The 24,392-nt window shown below is 32.4% G+C and carries 21 protein-coding genes; 14 read left to right on the forward strand and 7 right to left on the reverse strand.

Annotated elements, in window-relative coordinates; translation table 11 throughout:
• The first annotated feature begins 10 nt into the window (after positions 1 to 10).
• On the forward strand, positions 11 to 436 hold the full coding sequence (locus ACKTTC_RS07075; protein WP_408039106.1) for an OsmC family protein: 426 nt from the start codon (positions 11 to 13) through the stop codon (positions 434 to 436).
• On the opposite strand, the gene ACKTTC_RS07080 is transcribed toward ACKTTC_RS07075, so the two are convergent.
• Positions 437 to 2,518, reverse strand: a complete 2,082-nt coding sequence (locus tag ACKTTC_RS07080; RefSeq protein WP_408039107.1) for an Ig-like domain-containing protein — start codon at positions 2,516 to 2,518, stop codon at positions 437 to 439.
• Positions 2,519 to 2,646: 128 nt separating this feature from the next.
• On the opposite strand from ACKTTC_RS07080, the gene recJ reads away from it, so the two are divergent.
• Together recJ and ACKTTC_RS07090 are read left to right on the forward strand one after the other, a co-directional pair.
• Positions 2,647 to 4,332, forward strand: coding sequence for a single-stranded-DNA-specific exonuclease RecJ (recJ, locus tag ACKTTC_RS07085; protein ID WP_408039108.1), 1,686 nt, complete (start codon positions 2,647 to 2,649; stop codon positions 4,330 to 4,332).
• 55 nt (positions 4,333 to 4,387) lie between these two features.
• The gene (locus ACKTTC_RS07090; protein WP_408039109.1) at positions 4,388 to 4,732 is read left to right on the forward strand and encodes a hypothetical protein; all 345 of its coding nucleotides are present in this window, start codon (positions 4,388 to 4,390) and stop codon (positions 4,730 to 4,732) included.
• A 53-nt stretch (positions 4,733 to 4,785) separates the two neighbouring features.
• Here ACKTTC_RS07090 and ACKTTC_RS07095 read toward each other — a convergent pair whose 3' ends face one another.
• Positions 4,786 to 5,832 carry an endonuclease/exonuclease/phosphatase family protein gene (locus ACKTTC_RS07095; protein ID WP_408039110.1) on the reverse strand — a complete coding sequence of 349 codons (1,047 nt, stop codon included), beginning with the start codon at positions 5,830 to 5,832 and terminating at the stop codon, positions 4,786 to 4,788.
• A 154-nt stretch (positions 5,833 to 5,986) separates the two neighbouring features.
• On the opposite strand from ACKTTC_RS07095, the gene ACKTTC_RS07100 reads away from it, so the two are divergent.
• From ACKTTC_RS07100 to ACKTTC_RS07115, 4 genes are all read left to right on the forward strand, one after another.
• A complete protein-coding gene (locus ACKTTC_RS07100) occupies positions 5,987 to 8,803 on the forward strand; it encodes a carboxypeptidase-like regulatory domain-containing protein (RefSeq protein WP_408039111.1) in 2,817 nt (938 codons plus the stop codon).
• 27 nt (positions 8,804 to 8,830) lie between these two features.
• A complete protein-coding gene (locus tag ACKTTC_RS07105; RefSeq protein WP_408039112.1) occupies positions 8,831 to 10,276 on the forward strand; it encodes a DUF5689 domain-containing protein in 1,446 nt (481 codons plus the stop codon).
• Positions 10,277 to 10,363: 87 nt separating this feature from the next.
• A complete protein-coding gene (locus ACKTTC_RS07110; RefSeq protein ID WP_408039113.1) occupies positions 10,364 to 11,251 on the forward strand; it encodes a metallophosphoesterase in 888 nt (295 codons plus the stop codon).
• Positions 11,252 to 11,327: 76 nt separating this feature from the next.
• On the forward strand, positions 11,328 to 13,577 hold the full coding sequence (locus ACKTTC_RS07115) for an inorganic phosphate transporter (protein WP_408039114.1): 2,250 nt from the start codon (positions 11,328 to 11,330) through the stop codon (positions 13,575 to 13,577).
• Positions 13,578 to 13,660: 83 nt separating this feature from the next.
• Here the strand turns inward: ACKTTC_RS07115 and ACKTTC_RS07120 are convergent, their stop codons facing one another.
• Positions 13,661 to 14,983 (reverse strand): serine hydrolase domain-containing protein, encoded by a 1,323-nt coding sequence (locus tag ACKTTC_RS07120; RefSeq protein WP_408039115.1) that lies wholly within the window; start codon positions 14,981 to 14,983, stop codon positions 13,661 to 13,663.
• An 89-nt stretch (positions 14,984 to 15,072) separates the two neighbouring features.
• Here ACKTTC_RS07120 and ACKTTC_RS07125 point away from each other — a divergent pair, with 89 nt between their 5' ends.
• Positions 15,073 to 16,284: an aminotransferase class V-fold PLP-dependent enzyme gene (locus ACKTTC_RS07125; RefSeq protein ID WP_408039116.1), complete on the forward strand. Its 1,212-nt coding sequence runs from the start codon at positions 15,073 to 15,075 to the stop codon at positions 16,282 to 16,284.
• A gap of 57 nt (positions 16,285 to 16,341) precedes the next feature.
• A complete protein-coding gene (locus tag ACKTTC_RS07130) occupies positions 16,342 to 16,770 on the forward strand; it encodes a hypothetical protein (protein WP_408039117.1) in 429 nt (142 codons plus the stop codon).
• A gap of 4 nt (positions 16,771 to 16,774) precedes the next feature.
• On the opposite strand, the gene ACKTTC_RS07135 is transcribed toward ACKTTC_RS07130, so the two are convergent.
• A complete protein-coding gene (locus tag ACKTTC_RS07135) occupies positions 16,775 to 17,413 on the reverse strand; it encodes a ribonuclease H1 domain-containing protein (protein WP_408039118.1) in 639 nt (212 codons plus the stop codon).
• Positions 17,406 to 17,978, reverse strand: coding sequence for a phosphoribosylglycinamide formyltransferase (gene purN / locus ACKTTC_RS07140; protein ID WP_408039119.1), 573 nt, complete (start codon positions 17,976 to 17,978; stop codon positions 17,406 to 17,408). The genes ACKTTC_RS07135 and purN overlap by 8 nt, the downstream gene beginning before the upstream one ends.
• A gap of 168 nt (positions 17,979 to 18,146) precedes the next feature.
• On the opposite strand from purN, the gene ACKTTC_RS07145 reads away from it, so the two are divergent.
• The 5 genes from ACKTTC_RS07145 (at position 18,147) to pyk (ending at position 22,380) form a co-directional block, all read left to right on the forward strand.
• Complete coding sequence (locus ACKTTC_RS07145; protein ID WP_075340350.1) at positions 18,147 to 18,383, forward strand: acyl carrier protein; 237 nt, start codon at positions 18,147 to 18,149, stop codon at positions 18,381 to 18,383.
• A gap of 6 nt (positions 18,384 to 18,389) precedes the next feature.
• Positions 18,390 to 19,640 carry a beta-ketoacyl-ACP synthase II gene (gene fabF, locus ACKTTC_RS07150; RefSeq protein ID WP_408039120.1) on the forward strand — a complete coding sequence of 417 codons (1,251 nt, stop codon included), beginning with the start codon at positions 18,390 to 18,392 and terminating at the stop codon, positions 19,638 to 19,640.
• 13 nt (positions 19,641 to 19,653) lie between these two features.
• Positions 19,654 to 20,391: a ribonuclease III gene (gene rnc / locus ACKTTC_RS07155; protein ID WP_408039121.1), complete on the forward strand. Its 738-nt coding sequence runs from the start codon at positions 19,654 to 19,656 to the stop codon at positions 20,389 to 20,391.
• A gap of 87 nt (positions 20,392 to 20,478) precedes the next feature.
• Positions 20,479 to 20,949: an IPExxxVDY family protein gene (locus ACKTTC_RS07160; protein WP_408039122.1), complete on the forward strand. Its 471-nt coding sequence runs from the start codon at positions 20,479 to 20,481 to the stop codon at positions 20,947 to 20,949.
• A 3-nt stretch (positions 20,950 to 20,952) separates the two neighbouring features.
• The gene (gene pyk / locus ACKTTC_RS07165; protein WP_408039123.1) at positions 20,953 to 22,380 is read left to right on the forward strand and encodes a pyruvate kinase; all 1,428 of its coding nucleotides are present in this window, start codon (positions 20,953 to 20,955) and stop codon (positions 22,378 to 22,380) included.
• Positions 22,381 to 22,451: 71 nt separating this feature from the next.
• Here pyk and ACKTTC_RS07170 read toward each other — a convergent pair whose 3' ends face one another.
• Together ACKTTC_RS07170 and atpD are read right to left on the reverse strand one after the other, a co-directional pair.
• A complete protein-coding gene (locus ACKTTC_RS07170) occupies positions 22,452 to 22,733 on the reverse strand; it encodes a FoF1 ATP synthase subunit delta/epsilon (protein WP_408039124.1) in 282 nt (93 codons plus the stop codon).
• A 25-nt stretch (positions 22,734 to 22,758) separates the two neighbouring features.
• Positions 22,759 to 24,270, reverse strand: a complete 1,512-nt coding sequence (gene atpD / locus ACKTTC_RS07175) for a F0F1 ATP synthase subunit beta (protein WP_408039125.1) — start codon at positions 24,268 to 24,270, stop codon at positions 22,759 to 22,761.
• Positions 24,271 to 24,392: the final 122 nt, after the last annotated feature.

Genomic DNA, 24,392 nt, shown 5'->3' on the forward strand with positions numbered 1-24,392 from the left:
AAATTCTCATATGGCATCTAATTTCGTAACCACAGAATGGAAGAAAAACTTACTTTTTAAAAGCGACAATCCTAACGGAGCACAAATTTTAATGGACACCTCATTTCAAAATGGTGGTAATGAAGTTGGTGCATCTCCAAAAGCTTTAATGCTATCTTCATTAGCAGGTTGTTCTGGACTAGATGTTGTGTTAATTGCTGAAAAAATGCGTGTTAGTTTTGATGACCTTACAATTACTGTAGCAGCTAACCTAACTGATGAACATCCTAAATATTATGACAAAGTACATATGACATATCACTTTTATGGAGCTGATTTAGATCAGGAAAAACTAACCAAAGTTGTAAACCTTTCTGTAGAAAAATATTGTGGTGTTATGGAAATGTTTCGCAAGTTTGCAGAAGTTTCAACAGAAATAGTTTTTAATATTCAATAGCTATTTCCTTAATAAACCAACCGCTCCTTTCTTATGGATTTTTCGTCCATTTTTATCGGTCACTTCAACAAGATACCAATAACTACCAGAAGGGAGCTCTTTACCATTATATCTTCCATCCCAATTTTCAGAAGTACCTGAGTTCTCAAATAATAACTTTCCATATCTGTCAAATACAACGATTTTTGAAATCGCATACTCATTGCTTCTAAAACCATCTATCTTCCACGAATCTTTTACACCATCTCCATTAGGTGTAAAAAAAGTAGGATAATTAAAAACAGAGAATTCAACACTAGTTACACCACAACCATTTTTATCTCTTATATTAAGAGTATGAATACCTGGTAATAAATTTTCATAAAAGTTTGATGACGTATAGTTTTCATTATCTACCGCATATTCATAGCTTCCTACACCTATTTGGTCAGTTAATATTAAAATAGAGTTATTCTCTGTATCATCTGAAATGATTAAACTTTCAGCAGTTAAAGATGCTATTTCAGAGGCTTTAACTTCTATTTTTTTTATCTCTGACTTACATCCTGCCCTTGAAGTAGCCTGTACAAAATAGTTCCCCGCCTCTACTACACTAAGAGTATTTTCAGTAACCAAAACATTTCCTTCTTCGTTTGTCCAAACATATGAATAATCTATACCCAAAGGGTTACTTGCAGCTATAGTTAACATTCCTTCATTTACACAGATAAACAACTCTTCTTCGACATCAAAATCAGGCACAACATTTTCTACGACTGCTTCTACTGGCGTTCTTGTTGCAGAAACACATCCTGTTAAACTTTCTACTTCCACATAATAAGTTGTACTAACGCTAATTGTTACCTCTAAACTATTACCACTAAAAATAGGAGTTGTACTTGTTAAAGAATCATACCAATTAATTGTTCCTTCTGAAGCAGTAGCCTCCAATACAACACTCCCAGGACTACCACAAACGTATCCATTTTCCACATTAACCACAGATGGCAACTCATTAATAGTAGCTCTTACAGGAATTCTACCGCTACACTCAGCTTCTGATGTTGTAACATAATAAGTTGTTGTATTAGTTAATGTAGGAGTTGTAAAAACATTACCTGAGTTCACTAAGTTTCCTCCAGCAGGGGTATCATACCATAAAACAACTCCTTCAGAAGAACTTGCTGAAAGCATTACCGAAGTGGCACTACAAGATTCTCCTTCCGTAATTGATGTGATTCCTATTTCTCCTACATTAATCATTGTACTTGCCGAAATATTCAACACAGGATCTCCTGTTCTTCCTCCATATTCAACAATATACCCTTTTGGTTCATATACTCCAGAATCTCCATTCAAAGGCAAATCATTCCATGATCCTATAACACCTACAGAATCATCTGTAATGTGCGCATAATCTTCATTCCCTCCAGCATTATTAGGTTCACCATGATTCCAAAATGCAAAATTTGGTGTTGTTCCATTTACACCTCCATTCCAGAAAACAGCTCCTGCTTCAGGACCTGTTGCCCATTTCCATACTCCTTCTTCTTCTTCATCTGTTCCTCCAATCCAACCTGCTCCTTTCGATTGTTCTCCAACTATAGCTGCTTCTTCTCTAGAAGTAACTGTTGCTAAATATCCTTGCAATCCAAAATACATTCTATCTTCAGCTAGCATCTTAGCTTCCGTCCACGAAACGCCTATATTAGGAACAAATTCATAATAATGTTGATTAGATGGTAGAAAGTTTGCATTTCCTGTAGTTAATGAAAAATCTTTTACTCCTGAAACATCTGGATTAGTACTTTCAAATACAACTTCTCTTACTGCTCTTTCCAAATCAGAAAACAGCATTGGGATTCCTCCAACCCCTCTTAAAGTTAACTTCCCTTCTCTATCATCCCACTCTGCCTCTATAGAGGAATGTGTTCCTGTAAGTATTAAAACATCAGAGCCTGATTCATACCCCGAAGATATTTGAATATAAAAAGTTTCAATAGTAGTATCATCTACATCAACAATACTAAAATCTGTTACAATGGGAATTTGACTTAGGGGACAATAAGTTTGATTTCCTGTTGCTGTTATTTCTGGGGGCATGTTTTGACATAAAACATTAAAATGAAATAACAAGGCACCAATAACCATACAGTTTATTAGTTTTTTTGATTTCATGCCTTTATGAATTACATTTACGAATTGCTAACAAAAGTACATTTTTTATAATTATGCGTTGGAAAGTTAAGCCATTGCCAGATTCAGAGGTTACAGAAAAATTAGCTACTGATTTATCTATTGACACTAAATTAGCTTCTATTTTAGCTCAAAGAGGCATTCGCTCTTTTGATGAAGCGAAACATTTTTTTAGACCTTCTTTAGAAAACTTACATGATCCTTTCTTAATGAAAGATATGAAAAAAGCTGTTGCTAGAATAGAAAAAGCTATAGAAACAGAAGAAAAGATTCTCGTTTATGGAGATTATGATGTAGATGGAACTACTGCTGTTTCTTTAATGTATTCTTATTTAAAAGAAACATATCCTAATATTGCTACTTATATTCCTGACAGATATAAAGAAGGCTATGGTGTTTCATATCAAGGAATTGATTTTGCTGACGACAATGATTTCACCTTAATTATTGCTTTAGACTGTGGTATTAAAGCTATTGACAAAGTTGCCTATGCTACTGAAAAAGGTGTTGATTTCATTATTTGCGATCACCATAAACCTGGAGAGAAAATCCCCAATGCTATTGCTGTTTTAAACCCAAAACGTGTAGACTGTAGTTACCCTTATAAAGAATTATGCGGTTGTGGTGTTGGTTTTAAATTAATTCAAGCGTTAGCGCAGCGAAAAGGAAAAACAATTGAAACTCTAATTCCTTATTTAGACTTAGTAGTGACAGCAATTGCTGCTGATATTGTTCCTATGACAGGAGAAAATAGAGTTTTAGCTCATTATGGACTGCAAGTTATTAATTCCAACCCTCGAGCAGGAATTAAAGCATTAATTAGCTCTCTTTCTACTAAAATCATCACTACTTCTCATGTTGTTTTTACTATTGCCCCTAGAATTAATGCTGCTGGTAGAATAAAACACGGAACTTATGCTGTAGAATTATTAACCGCTGATACTTCTGAAACTGCAACTGAAATGGCAGCTGCTATAGAGCAGTTTAATATTGACAGGAAAGAACTAGATAAAAAAATAACTGAAGCTGCTTTATATCAGATTGAAGATAATAACGAAACAGACACCTTTACAACAGTAGTTTATAATGAAAATTGGCATAAAGGTGTAATTGGAATTGTTGCTTCAAGATTAATAGAGACTTATTATAGACCCACTCTTGTATTCACAAAAAGTGGTGATAAACTAGCTGCTTCTGCAAGATCTGTAAAAGGTTTTGATGTATATAACGCATTAGAAGCTTGTTCTGAATATATTGAACAATTTGGTGGACATAAATATGCTGCGGGGCTTACATTACTACCTGAAAACTATGAAAATTTTAAATGGAAATTTGAAGAGGTAGTTAAAAACACTATAGATAAAGAACTCTTAATCCCAGAAGTTACTATCGATACGGAACTAGAGTTTTTAGATATCACGCCAAAATTTTTTAGAATCCTACAACAAATGGCTCCTTTTGGCCCACAAAATATGCGCCCAATATTTAAAAGCTCATCTGTAAGAGACAATGGATATGGAAAACAAGTGGGAGAAGACAAAACACACTTAAAACTCACTGTTTTTCAAGGAGTTTCTAAAAACAGTTTTGGAGCTATAGGATTTGGTTTAGGAAATAAAATAGATACAGTTCAAAATACTTTTGAAATTGTATACCAACTAGAGGAAAACACCTGGAACGGAAACACCTCTATTCAGCTACAAATAAAAGATTTAAAATAATTATTTAGATTTATTCTAAATAAACTATATTTGTTCCGTAATAAAAAGTACGATTATGGAAGAAATTATAAGAATATATGAAAATCAAATAGGAATTTCATTTAGATGGTTAAACTCTACTTCTAATTTAATACAGATTATATTTAGAGATGTAGGCTTTCATTTAACCATGAATGAAATTGAAGTATTCTTAGAAAAAATTCTCGACACCAAACAACAAAAAAGATGTCCAGAATGTCAATTAGGAGAAAATTGTAGATCGTTACTTTTACAAACCCCATCTAATAAGGTAAGCATGGCTGTATCTTCTATAGAGTTAGGGCAAATTGAAGACCTTTTAAAAGGCTCACTCTTCCAACTAAGATTAAACAGCTACCTAAACGAAATATGTAAAAACTAAAAAATACTGGTTTACACCAGTATTTTTTATTGATCTTTATATGTAAAATCTTTTTATTTATCCTCTTTAATAAGGTAAATATAAACAGGATAGTGATCGCTATAACCTCCCGTATATTGTCCATTAGAAAAACTTCTAAAAGGATATCCTTTATATCTTCCTTTCTTTTGAGTTAAAAAACGCTTGTTAAAAATAGCTGACTTAAACATTTTAAAACTTGTAAAGTCATTTTCTCCTTTCTTATTTAATAAAGGATAAGTAAACATTATTTGGTCAAAAAGATTAACATTATCTCTATACCCTAATGTATTCAAACCTTTTTTAAACATCTTTTCATAAGGATTATAAATATCTCCTGGTTTTACATTTTTCTTCTTAGCTTTTGTTTTTAGAACACTTTTAAAGCTAGAATTTGTAGGGTCATCATTAAAATCACCCATTATAATTATCTTAGGATTCTTTTCTTTCTCTCTAATTTGTTCAATTATTTGAGAAACTTTATAAGCTGCTTTCTCTCTTAACGGTCTACTTTTCGCTTCTCCTCCTCTTCTAGATGGCCAGTGGTTTACGATTACATGAACCAATTCATTATCTAAATAACCTGAAACCCATAGAATATCTCTTGTATATACTTTTTTATTATTTGAATAGATATTCGGATTTACCGCTTCATAATGCACTGGCTTAAAATAACGTTGTTGATATAATAAAGCTACATCTATCCCTCTTTTATCAGGAGAATCAAAATGAATGATCCCATAACGTTTTTTCTTAAGTTTCTTCGACTTTACTAAATCTTCTAAAACTTGTTTGTTTTCAATTTCAGCAACTCCTAAAATAGCTGGGCTTGTTTTTGCCTTCTCCTCACCCATCTGATCTATAACATCTGCTAACTTATCTATTTTATTCCAATAAACTTTAGATCTATTAGTTTTCAATTCCATCATAGGACTAAACTCATCATCTTTAGCTGTATCGTTTATTGTATCAAATAAATTTTCAAGATTATAAAAACCTACGGTTCTTATCTTATACTTTTTTTGTCCATTAACCACTAAAAAATTTAGTAGCAATACACTTAAGAATACTATTCTTTTCATTATTTAAAATTTAACGCGGCAAAAGTAAGACAAAATCCAACCCAGACCCGAATTCTTTAAAAAAAATTCAAAATATTAATGTTAACTTAACATTAACAAACTTAAAAACCCTAGTTTTGTGGGCATTTTTTAAAAAAACACATTAATCAATTTTATGAAACAGACTATTTTATCAATGTTTTTTTGCTTCATGATGGCTATTGGCATCTCTGCACAAAACGTTGTAAAAGGAATTGTAAAAGATAGCAATTCTGAAGGATTACTACAAGGTGTTTCTGTAAGCGTAGAAGGACAAAGTGTTGGCCAAACAACTGGTACAGACGGAGCTTTTATCCTTGAAAACTTACCAAATGGAAGACATATCATAGTAATTAAGAAGGATGGCTATGAAACACAGAACTATCCTGTAAACTTAACAGGGAGTTTAATTGATTTAGGAACTATTTTCATGTATGAAGATGAATTTTCTGAAGATCTAGACTTAAGCACAATTGTAATTACTGACGATGAGCTTAATGATGACACTACTGCTGCAGATAATATCTCTGGATTATTACAAGCTTCTAGAGACGTATATTTAAGAACTGCTGCTTTTGAATTTAGTTCTTCATTTTTTAGAATCCGAGGATTAGATTCAGACAATGCTAAATTACTTATTAATGGTGTTGAAATGAATAAACTTTCTACAGGAAGACCAGAATGGGCTAACTGGGGTGGTTTAAATGACGTATTAAGAAATCAAGAGTTTACGAATGGTTTAGCACCTTCTAACTATACTTTTGGTGGTGTATTAGGTTCTACAAATATTAGTACTAGAGCTTCACAGTACAGAAAAGGAGGAAGAGTTTCTTATGCTTCTTCTAATAGAAGTTATGTGCATAGAGTAATGGGAATGTACGCAACTGGTCTTATGGATGATGGATGGGCATTTACTTTCTCTGGAAGTAGAAGATTAGCTAATGAAGGTTTTGTAGACGGAACATCATACAATGCATACTCTACATTTGCTTCTATCGAAAAAGTATTTAACGATAAGCACAGCTTAAACTTTACTTCTATTTTCGCTGCTAACAGAAGAGGTAAAGGAGCTCCAAATACTCAAGAAGTATACGATATTAAAGGAATTCAGTACAATCCTTATTGGGGATACCAAAACGGAGAAATTAGAAACTCTAGAATTAAAGATGTAGAAGAACCAATAATCATGTTAGATCATTATTGGAATATTTCAGACAAAACTTCTTTAACTACTAATGTAGCTTACCAGTTTGGTGGAATTGGAAACAGTAGAATCGATTTTAACGGTGCGCGTGTAGTAGATAATGTTTTAGATGGTAATGGAAATCCTTTTATTGTAGAATTAGGAAGTTCTAATCCAGATCCTACATACTATCAAAAATTACCAAGTTACGGTGTTAGAAATGGTTTACCAGATGTATTTGGTATGTACCAAGAATTTGCTAATAACGGACAATTAGATTGGAATCAATTATACACTGCAAATACACTTTACGGAGGAAATTCTGCTTATGTATTATACGAAGATCGTAATGAAGATAAGAGATTTACTATCAACTCAATCTTAGAATCTCAAATTACAGACAATATCTTATTAAACGCTTCTGTTAATTATACAACTCAAAAATCTGAAAACTTCGCTAAGCTTTTAGACTTATTAGGTGGAACTACGTATTTAGATGTTGATAATTTTGCTGATACTTTTGACGAAAAGCAAAACAACTTATTAGAACCTTTACATTTTGTAGGTGAAGGAGATCGTTTTAAATACAACTTTAACCTAAATACAGAAGTATTAAGCGGATTTGCACAAGCGCAATTCAAATACAATAAAGTTGACTTTTTCTTAGCTGGTACAGTTTCTAGAACTTCACACCAAAGAGAAGGTTTATATCAAAATGGAGGATTCCGTGATACTTCGTTTGGAAAATCTCCAAAACAAGAATTCACAAACTATGGAGCTAAAGCTGGTATTACTTATAAGATAACTGGTCGTCATTTATTAGACTTTAATGCAGGATACCTTACAAAGGCACCAACTTTAAGAAATACATTTGCTAATTCAAGAGAAAACAACGCTGTTGTACCTAACTTAACTAGCGAAAAAGTATTATCATTTGATGCAAGTTATATTATAAGGTCTCCAATAGTACAAGCAAGAGCTACTGCATACTACACTAGAGGCCAAGATGCAACAGAAATTTCATTCTTCTTTGCTGATGGTATTGGTGGTGATAACACTGCTTTTGTTCAAGAAATTTTACAAGGTATAGACAGAAGACATATTGGAGCTGAATTTGGAATGAATGTTAAAGTAACTCCAACGTTAACTTTAAAAGGAGCTGCAAACATTGGTCAATATACATTTGATAACAATCCTAACTTACTTGTTGCTTCTGAAGATTTTGTTGACACAAATTCAAGCGATGAGTTAGTAAGAAATTTTGGAATTAGAGATTTCGGAAAATCTTACTTAAAAAATTATAGATTAGCTAGTGGACCACAAAAAGCATATTCATTCGGATTTGAATATAGAGATCCAGATTACTGGTGGTTTGGAGCAACTGCAAACTTTTTTGGAGACACATATATAGATGTAGCTCCTTTAACAAGAAGTAGTAACTTTGCAGATGATGGTGGAGTTCCATTTAACGATTACGATCCTGGTATCGCAAGAGATTTATTAAGACAAGAAAGATTTAGTGACTACATGGTATTAAATGCCGTTGGTGGTAAATCATGGAAAATAGGAAACGGACAGTATATTGGGCTTTTTGCTAGTATCGGTAATATTTTAAACCGTGAATATAGAACTGGAGGTTTTGAACAAGGAAGAAATGCTAACTATCGTCAATTAAGAGATGACAGAGCGTTAGACACTCCTGTTTTTGGTAATAAATACTGGTATGGTAGAGGAACTACCTACTTCGTTAACATAAACTATAGATTTTAATACAATATTTTTTTAAATAGAAAAAAAATGAAAACAAATAAGATATTAAGCATTTTATCATTTTTCATCTTCTCCATCTCAATTATTTCATGTGTAGAAGACAATGATTTTGAAGTTCCGAACATTAGCGTTTCAGAACCAGACATCACAACTACTTTAACTGTTGCTAAAGTACAGCAAGATTTAACTCAAGAGTTTAATAGCAATGGTAACTTAACACTTACCTATCGTGTAAACGATACACCAACATACGTTAGTGGATATGTTGTATCTAGTGATGCTGCTGGAAACTTCTTTAAAACATTAGTTGTTCAAGATAAGCCTGAAAACCCAACTGCAGGTATTGAAATCTTAGTAAACAATAGTTCTTTAAGCCAAACATATCAAGTAGGTAGAAAAGTATTCATCAAATTAGATGGTTTAACTGTTACTTATGATGACGGTGAAAGCTCTAGTAGAATTAGCCCTGTAAATGGAGTACCTGGAGTATATACTTTAGGATTATTATCTAGCGAAGGTAGAGTTAGCGACATTCCTTCAACTACATACAGAGACGTTATTGTAAAGTCTGCTGAAGTAGCTGAAATTATTCCTACTGCAATCACAATTGATGCTATTGAGGACAAAAATGTAAACACATTAGTACAATTAGAATCTGCTCAGTTTGCTAAAAACGAATTAGGTAGAACTTATGCTGGAGAAGCAAACGATCAATTTGATGGTTTCAGAAATATCTTCGAATGTGGTACTGAGAATACTATTCCATTACAAACAAGTACTTTTGCTAGCTTCAAATCAAATATAGTAGCAACTGGAAGTGGTAAAGCAACAGCTATTTTAGCAAAAGATTTCCGTGCAGAGTTCTTCGTATTAGTAGCAAACTCTCCTGCTGATTTAGATTTTTCTAATCCTGAAAGATGTGATCCTCCTGTATTAGATTGTGGTACTGGTGCTGTTGGTGGTAGTACAGTTCTTTTAGATGAGACTTTTGATTCTTATGGAACTACTGCAGATGTTGAAGCTGCTGGATGGACTAACATTAATGCAAACGGTGGTGCTACTACTTTCTCATTAAGAAGTTTTAGTGGTAACAAATACATGCAAGGATCTGCATTTAGAACTGGAGAAAACCCATTAGAAATGTGGTTAATTAGTCCTGCTGTTAACTTAAACGGAACTACAAACGAAGAATTAACTTTCGAAACTAAAACTGGATTTAATAATGGTGAAGCATTATCTGTTTGGGTTTCTACAGACTATACTGGAGATGTTGCTGCAGCAACTTGGTTAAGAGTAGATGCTACTTTAGCAAACGGTCCTAGTAGTGGATTTGAGCCTAACTTTACACAATCTGGCTCTATCAACTTATCTTGTTTAGATGGAGATGTATACGTTGCTTTCAGATACGCTGGAGGAGACGGTGGTGTTACTACTACATTCCAAGTAGAAAATGTAAGAATAACAGGGCAATAATCCCTTGTAGATATTATAACATTAAGAAACCGAGTTTTACAACTCGGTTTTTTTTATGCATCTTTATCTCATTATTTCGTGTACATTATGTCTGCAAACAAAAGAATTAGCAATGCTTTTAAAAAAGCAAAAACACTTCCTTTACATAAAGATTCTAAGTATATTTTATTTTCAGATTGTCATAGAGGTGATAATAGTTTCGCAGATGATTTTGCTAGGAATAGAAAAATCTACAATTATGCACTTTCTCAATATTTTTCAAATGACTTTACCTACATTGAATTAGGAGATGGTGATGAACTTTGGGAAAATTCATTTGATAATATTTTTAGTGCTAATAAAGACTCTTTTTTAATTCTGAAAAAATTTTACGAACACAATAGGGTCCATTTTATTTGGGGAAATCATGATATGGATTATAAAAACCCTAAGAACATCACAAAAAACCTTTCCAATTATTATGAGTCTTCCACAGGAAAAGAAGAAACATTAATGCCGAATGCATCATTTTCTGAAGCTATTAAATTGGTAAACGAAAACGGACAATCTATTTTTTTACTACATGGACATCAGGCAGATTGGTTTAACTATACTTTTTGGAAACTCAGTCGTTTTTTAGTGAAGATTTTATGGAGGCCATTACAAATTATTGGTATAAAAGACCCAACAAGTCCTGCACAAAACTTTAAAGAGCTTATAAAAGTAGAACGTCATATCGAAAAATGGATTCTTAAAAATAATCGTCAAATTGTTGTTACTGGCCATACCCATCGCCCTCGCTTTCCTCAACCTAACGAATTACCTTACTTTAACGACGGTAGTTGTGTGCATCCAAGATGCATAACAGGCTTAGAAATTGAGAATTACGAAATCACTTTAGTAAAATGGCATCTTACCACTCACGAAAATGGTACTATGCAAATCGTGAAAACCATTCTTGAAGGCCCAAAAAATATTGCATTTTATCAGCAGTAATTTTAATTTCATAACAATTACATAACATACCGAAAAATATAGGTCTTTACTTTTGTCGAGTTTAATAATACTAAGAATGGGAGACCCATATATTTTAATGTTAGCAGCACTTGCTGGACTTGCAATTTTAGATTTAGTTGTTGGTGTTAGTAATGATGCTGTAAATTTCTTGAACTCTGCAATTGGTTCAAAAGCTATTCCTATTAAAACTATTATGATTATTGCTAGTGTTGGAGTGTTCTTTGGAGCAGTAACTTCAAGTGGTATGATGGAAGTAGCTCGTAAAGGTATCTTCAATCCAAATATGTTTATGTTTGAAGAAATCATGTACATCTTTATGGCAGTAATGATTACCGATATCTTACTCTTAGACATCTTCAATTCATTAGGAATGCCTACTTCGACAACAGTTTCTATTGTTTTTGAATTATTAGGAGCAGCTGTAGCAATAGCATTGATTAAAATTTCGGGAACAGACGATTCTGTAACTGAAATATGGAATTATATAAACCACGAAACTGCTACTGAAATTATTTTAGGAATTGTACTCTCCGTATTCGTTGCATTTACTGTTGGAGCAATTGTACAATATTTTTCTAGATTAATCTATTCTTTCGATTTTGATAAAAGACCTTTGTATATTAACGCCCTTTTTGGTGGTTTTGCCATTACTGCTATTACATACTTTATCATTATTAAAGGTTTAAAAGGAACACCTTTTTACGCGAATTTGAAGCATATTATTGAAGGAAACACTGCCGCTATTGTAGCTGTAAGCTTTGTGTTATGGTCTTCTATATCTTACTTATTAATAAAAGTATTTAAAGTAAATATTCTAACAACCATTATTGCTATTGGTACTTTTTCTTTAGCCATGGCTTTTGCGGGGAACGACTTAGTAAACTTTATCGGAGTACCAATTGCTGCTTTAAATTCTTACGATGCTTGGCAACTTTCTGGAATGGGGGCAAGTGAGTTTTCTATGGGAATACTAGCAAACAAAGTACCATCTAACACATTGTTATTATTGCTTGCTGGCGCTATTATGGTAGTTACTTTATGGACTTCTAAAAAAGCACGTGCTGTAATTGAAACAGGGATAAACCTTTCTCGTCAAGGAGATGGGCAAGAAAAATTCAACCCTAATAATATGTCTAGAATTATTGTTAGGGCTGCCATGTATACAAACATTGGTTTTAATTATTTAATTCCTGCTAAAGCGCAGAAATATATTAACGCTAAATTTGAAAAACCTGTTATTAAACTTCCAAAAGACAAAACATATGAGTTACCTGCTTTTGATTTAGTAAGAGCATCAGTAAATCTTATCATGGCTAGTATTTTAATTTCTATAGCTACTTCAATGAAATTACCTCTTTCTACCACTTATGTAACGTTTATGGTTGCTATGGGTACTTCATTAGCAGATAGAGCTTGGGGACGTGAAAGTGCTGTTTATAGAGTTGCCGGGGTAATAAAAGTAATTGGAGGATGGTTTTTAACAGCTATTATAGCCTTTATTGCTGCTGGAATTGTAGCATTTTTAATTAGCTGGGATAAAGCAATGATTCCAGTTTTATTACTTGTAGTTATTGGAATGTTAGTTAGAACAACCTTACAATATTCTAAAAAGAATAAAGAAGAAAAACAACAACAGTTTGTAGAAAGAGCTGAATTAATTTCTATTAATGAAGTAATTGAAGAGAGTTCTGGACATATTGCTAGTGTTGCTGTTAGAGTTAATAAATTATACTCTAATGTTGTAAATGACTTAGCTACTCATGATTTAAATAAATTAAGAAAAACAGAAAAGCACGTATTAAAACTTAATCAAGAAATTGAGAGTTTAAAGAGTGGTGTTTTTTACTTTATTAAATCTTTAGATGACACTTCTGTACAAGCAAGTAAGTTTTACATTTTAATTCTTGGATACTTACAAGATGTAGCCCAATCTATTAGCTATATCTCTAAAGCAACATACAATCACGTAAACAACAATCATAAAAATCTTAAGAAATCTCAGATTAAAGATTTAAAGTATATCGATATCAAATTATCTGAATTATTAAGTAATATTAGTGATGCTTTTGAAACAAAGCAGTTTGATGATTTATTTACTATCCTTACTGAGAAAAAAGAGTTATTAACAGAAGTTACTAAGTCTATTGAAAGGCAAGTAGATAGAATTCGAACAGACGAAACAAGTCCTAAAAACACTACGTTATACTTTAGTATTCTATTAGAAACACAAGATTTAATATCTGGTTTAATTAGTTTATTAGAAAGCTATAATGAATTTTATGTAAGTACTAAGAATGTAATCTAGTAAACGATCTATATATCATAAAAAAGCTCGAGAAAATTCTCGAGCTTTTTTATTTACTTTATTATTATTCAATAACAATAATCTTATTTAAAAGAGTTTAAAACTTCACTTAAAAAATGATTTACATCTGCATTTTTAGTTAAACCTAGTCTTACAACAACTAAATCTTGATCTGGTAAAACAAATACATTCTGTCCTTGGTACCCATTAAAAGAATACATGTTTTTAGGAACATCAGGATATCTACTTCCTGCATTTAACCAAATTTGCGCCCCATACCAGCCATCAGAAGTAGGTGTAGGAGTTGTTGCATATTTTACCCAATCCTTATCAAATAAAGCATCTCCATTCCAATTTCCATCATGCAAATACAACAATCCTAGCTTTGCCCAATCTCTAGCTGTAGCCCATGCATAAGAAGATCCAATATAATTTCCTTTCATATCTGTTTCAATTGTCATAGAATTCATTCCAATTCTATCAATTAAAGCGCTATACCAAAAATCTAAATATTCTTGATGCGTATTAAACTGTTTTCTCAAAATTCCAGAAAGTAAATTCGTAGTTCCAGATGAGTAATTCCAAGTTTCATTTGGCTTCCCAACCAAAGGCTTATCAATTTGTGCTGTAGTTACATCTTCAGACAAAAAAAGCATCTTGGTTACATCAGAAATAGTATTATAATTTTCGTCCCATTCTAAACCACTATTCATTTGTAATAGATTATGAATAGTTATGTTTTTACGATCATCATTTTTCCATTCTTCATACGGAGCTTTATCATATATATTCATTGCTCCCTTACATTGTAAAACACCAAACAATGTACTTGTAATACTCTTAGTCATAGACCAACCTAGTAATATAGAGTTCTTATCAAAGTTTGTATCATATTTTTCAGCTATTATTTTGTCCTTGTAAACAATCAAAACAGCTCTTGTTTTATTTACATCGTTAAACATAGCATCTACCGTTGCATTTAATTTAGTATAATCTACTGTAGAGAAAACTGTGTCTTTTGGTTCTTTGTTTCCATAAGGAAACGCTAAATCATTTTCTAATCGATTTCGTTTAGGAACTGGCATATCCTCAGCCAAATTTGTTCCATCTAATACTAAAATATTCCCTAGTCCTTCTCTATATTCAGCTTTACGTGTTAGCAAACCAAATGCAGAAGAATAGGTTGTTTTTGTTTCAGCATCTACTCGATTAGATGCAAGATTTACAGGGGAAAAATTTGTATCTGTACTATCTGTAAAAGCCAAACTTCTTTTAGCTAGAAATACAGAAGAACCAGACATCTTTGCTGCATATCCAGCTATTATATTTAACTTAGGATAATTATAAAAAACTGCTAAAAGTAGTATGGTGAATAATAGTAGTAAGCTTCTTCTTAATATTTTCATCTTTAATTTGTTTTTAACAAATGTAAGAATTTAAGTCTTTGATTGTTCGTTTACGAACATAGCCGTATTTTTGTTACAAATTTAATTTCATGTTAGATATCAATAAGATCCGTGCTGATTTTCCTATCTTAAATAGAAAAGTACACGGAAAACCATTAATATACTTCGATAACGGAGCCACTTCTCAAACTCCTCAAATTGTTATAGATGCTATTGTTGATTATTACACAAATTACAATGCAAATATTCATAGAGGAGTTCATACTTTAAGTCAGGAAGCTACAGATAAATATGAACAAGCAAGAATTAAAATTCAAGAACATTTTAATGCTAAGCATTCTTATGAAATCATTCTAACTGCAGGAACAACCGAAAGTATTAATATCGTTTCTTCTGGATTCTCTTCTATTTTGAAAGAAGGAGATGAAATTATTGTTTCTGCTTTAGAACACCATTCTAATATTGTTCCTTGGCAAATGATGTGTGAAAAAACAGGAGCTATATTAAAAGTCATTCCTATGGATGAAGACGGTTCGCTTCGTATCGATATGTTTGATGAATTACTAAGCGATAAAACAAAACTTGTTTTTTTAAATCATGTTTCTAATGCTTTAGGTACCATAAACCCTATTGAAGAAGTAATTGAAAAAGCTCATAAAGTAGGTGCTTATGTTTTAGTAGATGGTGCACAAGCTTGTCCGCATATAAAACCTGACGTACAAGCATTAGATGTAGATTTTTATGTTGCTTCTGCTCATAAAATGTGTGGACCAACTGGTGTTGGATTATTATATGGTAAAAAGGAACTATTAGAAATGCTACCACCATATCAAGGTGGAGGAGAAATGATAGAAACCGTAACCTTTGAAAAAACTACCTATGCAGGTTTACCTCATAAATTTGAAGCTGGCACACCTAATATTTGTGGAGGAATTGCCTTTGGTGTTGCAATAGATTATATGAATGCAATTGGTTTTGACACAATTCAACAAAGAGAAAATGAACTTTTAGTTTATGCTACAGATAAATTAAGCCAGATTGAAGGTTTAAAAATATACGGAACAGCTAAAAAAACATCTGTAATATCTTTTAATATTGAAGGAATACATCCTTATGATATTGGAAGTATTTTAGATAAACTAGGAATAGCTGTAAGAACTGGACACCATTGTGCACAACCTATAATGGATTATTATAAAATTCCTGGTACTGTAAGAGCTTCTTTAGCATTTTACAATACTAAAGAAGAAATAGATACTCTTGTAGAAGCTGTAAAAAAGGCAAAAATGATGTTGAGTTAAAATATAAAAAGATGCTTTGTTAAGCATCTTTTTATATTTTTATTAAAATTTTCTTCTATGACTAACTTTTTAAAAGTATTCTTTTTAAGCTGTGTTTCTTTATTCATCTTCTCATGTGCCTCTCAAGCACAAACACAAACAACGAATGTAGATGAAGTTACTTTTAATGCAATTACTAGAGGATCTTCAGAAAATATTATTGTGGTAGATCAGACTGTTTTTTATAAAACTCACAACTCTTCCAACACATATACTATTAGTAAAGAACAAAGAAATAAGTTAGACAAGTACATTTCAAATATTAATCTTTCAGCAATTGCAGCTTTAAAAGCTCCTACAAACAAAAGATTATACGATGGTGCATTACACGCTACATTATCTGTAAAAACAAATAAGAATACCTATACTTCTAGCCAGTTTGATGACGATACACCTCCTACTGAATTAAAACCTATAGTAGCATTATTGCGAAGTTTTGTTAAATAAAAAGTTATTTCCTGCCAAAATCAGCCGGAATTTCTCCCCAAGCTTTGGTTTCCCATTTTAATATAGGATTTGAAAAACTATTTTCTCGAAGCCATTTTTCTGCTCTTTTAATCAATTCTAACACATCTTTATTAGAGCTATCAAAAGCAACATTCGTTTTACATTTCTTCTGTTTTATCCAACTCATTGCAATTTTCGAGTCAGAATAAATAGGAATCGTTGGTTTATTTTTATTCTTTAATAATGCAATACCATGAACCAATGCCAAAAACTCACCAATATTATTAGTTCCGTTTTTAAAAGGTCCCATTTTAAAAATCTCCTTATGGTTATGCGTAAGTACTCCCCTATACTCCATCTTACCAGGATTACCAGCACAAGCAGCATCTACAGAAATACTTTCTAAAATAGGATCTCCATATTTTTTTCGTTCTGCTGCAGAAAGCACCTTCTTTTTAGTGTCCTTTCCTTTATACTTCTCATAACTCTCTCTTAATGCTTTTTCTGCATCTACTTTACTAGCAAAAGCTTTGTATTGCGCTCCTTGAAAACCATCAATTTGTTTTTTACAAGTTGCCCAAGAAGTATAAACTCCCGGCTTTTTTCCTTTCCATACCACATAAAACTTTTTCTTACTACTCATTTTCAGATAAAATTGTGTTTTCTATTACCTCAGGAAAGTATTTATACTCCAATTCATGAACTTTTGCTGCAATATCTTCAGGAGAATCTGTAGCAACTACACTTGTTTTAGCTTGAAAAATAATTGCTCCCTCATCATAATGTTCATTTACAAAATGAATTGTAATCCCTGTTTCTACCTCTTTATTTTCCTTTACAGCTTTGTGAACATGCATTCCATACATTCCTTTTCCTCCATATTTTGGTAATAATGCAGGATGAATATTAATTATTTTATTAGGAAAAGCTGCAACAATTTTACTTGGAACTCGCCATAAAAATCCTGCCAAGACTACATAATCTGCATTTTCTTTCAAAAAATTCAAGATTTTATCTGTAATTACAAAATCTTGCTTGTCAAACACTATACTTGGTATTTTTAGACGTTTACAACGCCCTAAAACTTTGGCATCCTTCTTGTTACTGAGCACATGAGCAACTTTTATAGTGTCTTTAGTTTGAAAAAACCTTATTATATTCTCAGCATTACTGCCAGAACCAGAAGCAAAAATTATTATTCGTTTCATAATCTACACACGCTATTATTACTGCAAAAAAACAACATTTATTAACATCAATGTGGTCTTAACAAAAAGATTTTTTATTTTAGACCTCATATTTTCGAGCAAAAATTAGAATTAAAACCTAAGATTTGTATTTTTGCGTCGATTTTAAATTTAAAAAATTAGAAAATTATGTCAGACATTGCATCAAGAGTAAAAGCAATTATCGTTGACAAGTTAGGAGTTGACGATAACGAAGTAACTAACGAAGCAAGTTTTACTAACGATTTAGGAGCAGATTCGTTAGACACTGTAGAGTTAATCATGGAATTTGAAAAAGAATTTGATATTCAGATCCCAGATGATCAAGCAGAGAACATCGCCACAGTTGGTCAAGCAATTAGCTATATTGAAGAAGCAAAAAAATAAGAATATATGCAATTAAAACGAGTTGTAATTACTGGACTTGGCGCATTAACGCCAATAGGAAATAATATAGAACAATATTGGAATGGTTTAGTTAACGGAGTTAGCGGAGCTGCACCTATTACGTATTTTGATGCTGCCAAGTTCAAAACTCGTTTCGCTTGTGAACTCAAGGACTTCAATGTAAAAGATTACATTGATCGTAAAGAATCTAGAAGGATGGATAGATTTACACAGTATGCTATGATTGCTTCTGATGAAGCAATTAAAGATGCTGATTTAAATTTAGACAGTCTTAACAAGTATAAGGTAGGAGTAATCTGGGGAGCTGGAATCGGTGGTTTAGAAACTTTTCAAGGAGAAGTTCTAAACTATGCTAAAGGTGACGGTACACCTAGATTTAATCCTTTCTTTATACCTAAAATGATTGCAGATATTGCACCTGGTCATATATCTATTAAACATGGATTTATGGGACCAAACTATACAACTGTGTCTGCTTGTGCGTCTTCAGCAAACGCACTTATTGATGCGCTTAACTATATACGTCTTGGGCATTGTGATGTTATTGTTTCTGGTGGTAGTGAAGCTGCTGTTACCATAGCTGGTATGGGTGGTTTTAATGCAATGCATGCATTATCTACAAGAAATGATGCTCCTGAAACTGCTTCTCGTCCTTTCGATGCAGAAAGAGATGGTTTTGTTTTAGGTGAAGGTGCTGGAGCCTTAGTTTTAGAAGAATATGAACATGCTAAAGCTAGAGGTGCAAAAATTTATGCTGAAGTTATTGGTGGCGGATTATCTTCTGATGCGCACCATATGACTGCACCACATCCAGATGGATTAGGTGTAATTGCAGTAATGAAAAACTGCTTAGAGAACGCAGGAATTAAACCTGAAGAAGTAGATCATATTAATACACATGGTACTTCTACACCATTAGGAGATGTAGCTGAATTAAAAGCTATTTCTGAAGTTTTTGGTGACCATGCTAAAAACATTAATATTAACTCTACTAAGTCTATGACTGGGCACTTATTAGGTGCCGCAGGAGCTATTGAAGCTATTGCTTCTATCTTAGCAATGCAAAATGGTATTGTCCCTCCTACTATTAATCATTCTAATGTTGATGAAAATATCAATCCAGAATTGAATTTAACATTGAATACACCTCAAAAAAGAGATATTAAAGTAGCCATGAGTAATACTTTTGGTTTTGGTGGACATAATGCATGTGTAGCTTTTAGAAAATTAGATTAATCGTTCTTAGCCTATGAATTTTCTTCGCAAAATAGTTAGACCTAAAACTAAAGATGACGAAGAATTTTATTACGACCTAAAAACACTACTTAATTTTAAGCCTGTACAACTAAATCATTATAAGCGAGCTTTTATACATCGTTCGTTAAAAATGACTGATAGTAAAGGAAAACCTATAAACTATGAACGTTTAGAGTTCTTAGGTGATGCTATTTTGGGTTCTGTTATAGCTTCTTTCTTATACAAAGAGGCACCAAGAGGTAATGAAGGTTATCTTACACAAATGAGGTCTAAAGTAGTTAGTAGAGAAAACTTAAACAAACTAGGTAAAGAATTAGACTTAATTCGATTTGTAAAAAGCAACATCAATCAAAACCAAGTAGGTGAAAATATTCATGGAAATATTTTTGAAGCTTTAGTTGGTGCTATTTACTTAGATAGAGGGTATAACTACTGTCATCAATTCATTTATGATCAAGTTATTATTCCTTATGTAGACTTACAAAAACTAGAAAATAAAATCTCAAGTTATAAAGGTTTTATTATTGAATGGTGTCAAAAAACAAAACGAAAATATCTTTTTGAAAGTTATGAAGACACCGGTAAACAAGCTCAAAAACACTTTAGCGTAGTTGTTTTTATTGATGGACAAAAAATTGCTAAAGGCAGAGCTACTTCAAAGAAAAAAGCTGAAGAGATGGCTGCAAAGCGTGTATATTACGCATTTCAAAAAGAGATAAACAATTCTTAAAGTTAATAGCCGAAATCGTTTTCGTTATTTTCATCTTATTTTATCAATACATTCTTTAACTTAGCATAGTAGTAAATTGAGGTACTAATGCAAATTCACACGGTACATTTAGATGATTTTTCGAGCAATGATTACCATATATTAGGGATTCATACACCCCTAGAAAATTACCGATTAGCTTACCTCTTAAACACTCATTTACAGCTTCGTTTAGAACGTTGTACAAATGATATCGATTTTAAAAACAAAGATTACGAGGCTTGTTTTCCTTTGTATGAATTTATAGATTGTGAAACAGACAACAGTTGGTTTTTAATCGATAATGTGTATAAAACAAATATAAAAAGCAGAACAGAAGGTTTATTTACTGAAAGTGAAGCTAAGGTATATTTAATACCTGAAAAGAAAAGAGTAGACTATTTTCTTAAATTAGAAGGAGGGTTTACTACGGATAAAGCAAACGAAATAAATGAAGTCATTAGTAAGATTCCACAAATAATGACTTCTTATTATATAGAAACAGACACACTGAAATCTAAAGAATTTTTAATCTTTTAACCTATGCCACATAACAAAAAAACTAAAATTGTAGCAACATTAGGACCAGCAACTAGCACAAAAGAAACGCTTACTAAGATGGGAGCAGCTGGTGTTAATGTTTTTAGAATTAATTTCTCTCATGCAGATCATGAGATTGTAAAAGAACGCATTCAACTAATTAGAGAAATCAATAAAGAACAAGGATATAATTTAGCGATTTTAGCCGATTTACAAGGACCTAAGCTAAGAGTTGGTGTAATGGAGGACAATGTTGAAGTTAAGGCTGGAGATACTTTTATTTTCACTACAGAAAAGTGCGTAGGAACAAAAGAAAAAGCCTTTATGACTTATCAACGATTTCCTAAAGATGTAAAAGCTGGTGAAAATATTCTTGTTGACGATGGAAAATTAATGTTTGAAGTAATTTCTACAGATAAAGAAAAAGAGGTTACTACAAAAGTTGTTGTAGGTGGTCCTTTAAAATCTAAAAAAGGAGTTAACTTACCTAATACAAATATTTCTTTACCTGCTTTAACAGAGAAAGATAAAAAAGATGTTGTTTTTGCTCTTGAGCAAGAAGTGGATTGGATTGCTTTATCTTTTGTTAGAAATCCAGAAGATTTAAGAATGCTTCGCGATTTAATTAAGCAAAAATCTAGGTATAGAGTTCCTGTAATTGCTAAGATTGAAAAGCCAGAAGCTGTTGAAAATATAGATGCTTTAATTCCTTACTGCGATGGTTTAATGGTTGCAAGAGGAGATTTAGGTGTAGAAGTTCCAATGCAAGATGTTCCTTTAATTCAAAAGAGTTTGGTTAGAAGAGCTAAAAAAGCAAGAATTCCAGTTATTATTGCTACTCAAATGATGGAAACTATGATTGAAAATAGTGTTCCTACAAGAGCAGAGGTTAACGATGTAGCAAACTCGATAATGGATGGTGCAGATGCTGTTATGTTATCTGGGGAAACTTCTGTAGGAAAGCATCCGGTAAGAGTAATTCAGAAAATGTCGGAAATCATTAATAGTGTAGAGTTTTCTCCATTAATTAAAGTTCCAATTGAAGCTCCGCATGTTCGCACAAATCGTTTTATCACTAAATCTGTTTGTCATCATGCTGCATTAATGGCAGATGATATGGAAGCTTCTGCTATTTCCACCTTAACAAATAGTGGGTATACAGCTTTCCAAATATCAGCATGGAGACCAAAATCTCATGTAATTGCATTCTCTTCTGAAAGAAGAATTTTAGGAAAGCTAAATCTTTTATGGGGTGTAAGAGCTTTTTATTATGACAGGGAATTAAACACAGATGATACTGTAAAAGACATTAATGAAATTATACGTGAAAAAGGCTTTGTAAAGCCTGGAGATTTCGTTATCAACTTAACATCTATGCCTGTTGAAGAGAAAGGTATGGTAAACACGTTAAGAGTGTCTCAAATAGACTAAAATACACTTTATATAAAATAAAAAAACCTGTGATAATCACAGGTTTTTTTATTTTATATATACTCTTAAAATTAGTCAGCTAATATAATAGCCTTATTATCTTTCATCTCAAGAGTTCCAGAATTGATTTCAAAACTCAATCTACCATCATTTTCTTTGGTAAATCTATTTTGAAATTTTTCATCTATAGAAACATTACTAGCCTCAACTCTAATTTTCCCTGAAACTAATAACGATACAACAGGTGCGTGATTGTTTAACATTTGGAATTCTCCATTTAAACCTGGTACTGCAACTGAAGATACCTCTGATGAAAATATTACTGCTTCTGGTGTTACGATTTCTAAAAACATTATTTTAACTGCTTTTATTTATATTTTATGCTTCTGCTAACATTTTTTCTCCAGCCTCAATAGCATCATCAATAGATCCTCTTAAGTTGAATGCTGCTTCAGGATACTTATCTAACTCACCATCCATAATCATAGTAAATCCTTTGATAGTATCTTTAATATCTACTAATACTCCTGGTATACCTGTAAACTGCTCTGCTACGTGGAATGGCTGAGATAAGAAACGTTGTACACGACGTGCTCTGTGAACTACTAATTTATCCTCCTCAGATAATTCTTCCATACCTAAGATTGCGATAATATCTTGTAACTCTGTATAACGCTGTAATAACATGATTACTCTCTGTGCACAATTATAGTGCTCTTCTCCTACAATTTCTGGTGTTAAAATTCTTGAACTTGAATCTAACGGATCTACTGCTGGGTAAATACCTAAAGAGGCAATTTTACGAGAAAGTACTGTTTGTGCATCTAAGTGAGCAAACGTTGTTGCTGGTGCTGGATCTGTTAAATCATCCGCAGGTACATAAACTGCTTGTACAGAGGTAATAGATCCTTTTTTAGTAGAAGTAATACGCTCCTGCATTGCTCCCATCTCTGTAGCTAATGTTGGCTGATAACCTACGGCAGAAGGCATACGACCTAATAATGCAGATACCTCAGATCCTGCTTGTGTAAAACGGAAAATATTATCTACGAAGAAAAGTACATCTTTACCTTGATCTTCACCAGCTCCATCACGGAAATATTCTGCTATAGTTAAACCAGATAAAGCAACTCTTGCACGTGCTCCTGGTGGCTCGTTCATTTGTCCAAATACGAAAGTTGCCTTAGAATCTCTCATTGTAGGCTTATCTACTTTAGATAAATCCCATCCACCTTCTTCCATAGAATGCATGAAATCGTCTCCATACTTGATAATTCCAGACTCTAACATCTCACGTAATAAGTCATTCCCTTCACGTGTTCTCTCACCTACTCCAGCAAATACAGAAAGTCCACCGTGTCCTTTTGCAATGTTATTAATTAACTCCTGAATTAATACAGTTTTACCTACTCCAGCTCCACCAAATAATCCAATTTTACCTCCTTTTGCGTAAGGCTCAATTAAATCGATTACTTTGATACCAGTAAATAAAACTTCAGTAGATGTAGATAATTCTTCAAACTTAGGAGCTTTACGGTGAATTGGTAAACCGTCTTTTCCTTCTTTTGGTAAATCTCCTAATCCATCAATAGCATCACCTGTTACATTGAATAAACGTCCATAAATATCTGAACCAACAGGCATTTGTATAGGATTTCCAGTTGCTATTACTTCTTTACCTCTTTGTAAACCATCAGTAGCATCCATAGAAATTGTACGTACTGTATCTTCTCCAATGTGCTGTTGTACTTCTAAAACTAATGTAGACCCATCTTCTTTTTTAATTTCTAATGAATCGTAAATTTTAGGAAGATCTGAATTTTCAGTATTAAACTCAACATCAATAACAGGACCAATGATTTGAGAAACTTTACCTTTTATTGTAGACATTACTTTTGTAATTAAGTTATTGTATTTATTAAGTGATATTTATCTCACTTTTCAGAGCGCAAAGGTAATTTTTTTGATTGAAACTAAAAAGTTTAAGAGTATATTTTTAATAAAAAACTAAA

Origin of the sequence: Tenacibaculum amylolyticum (genome assembly GCF_964511145.1) — a bacterium.
GTDB lineage: Bacteria > Bacteroidota > Bacteroidia > Flavobacteriales > Flavobacteriaceae > Polaribacter > Polaribacter amylolyticum.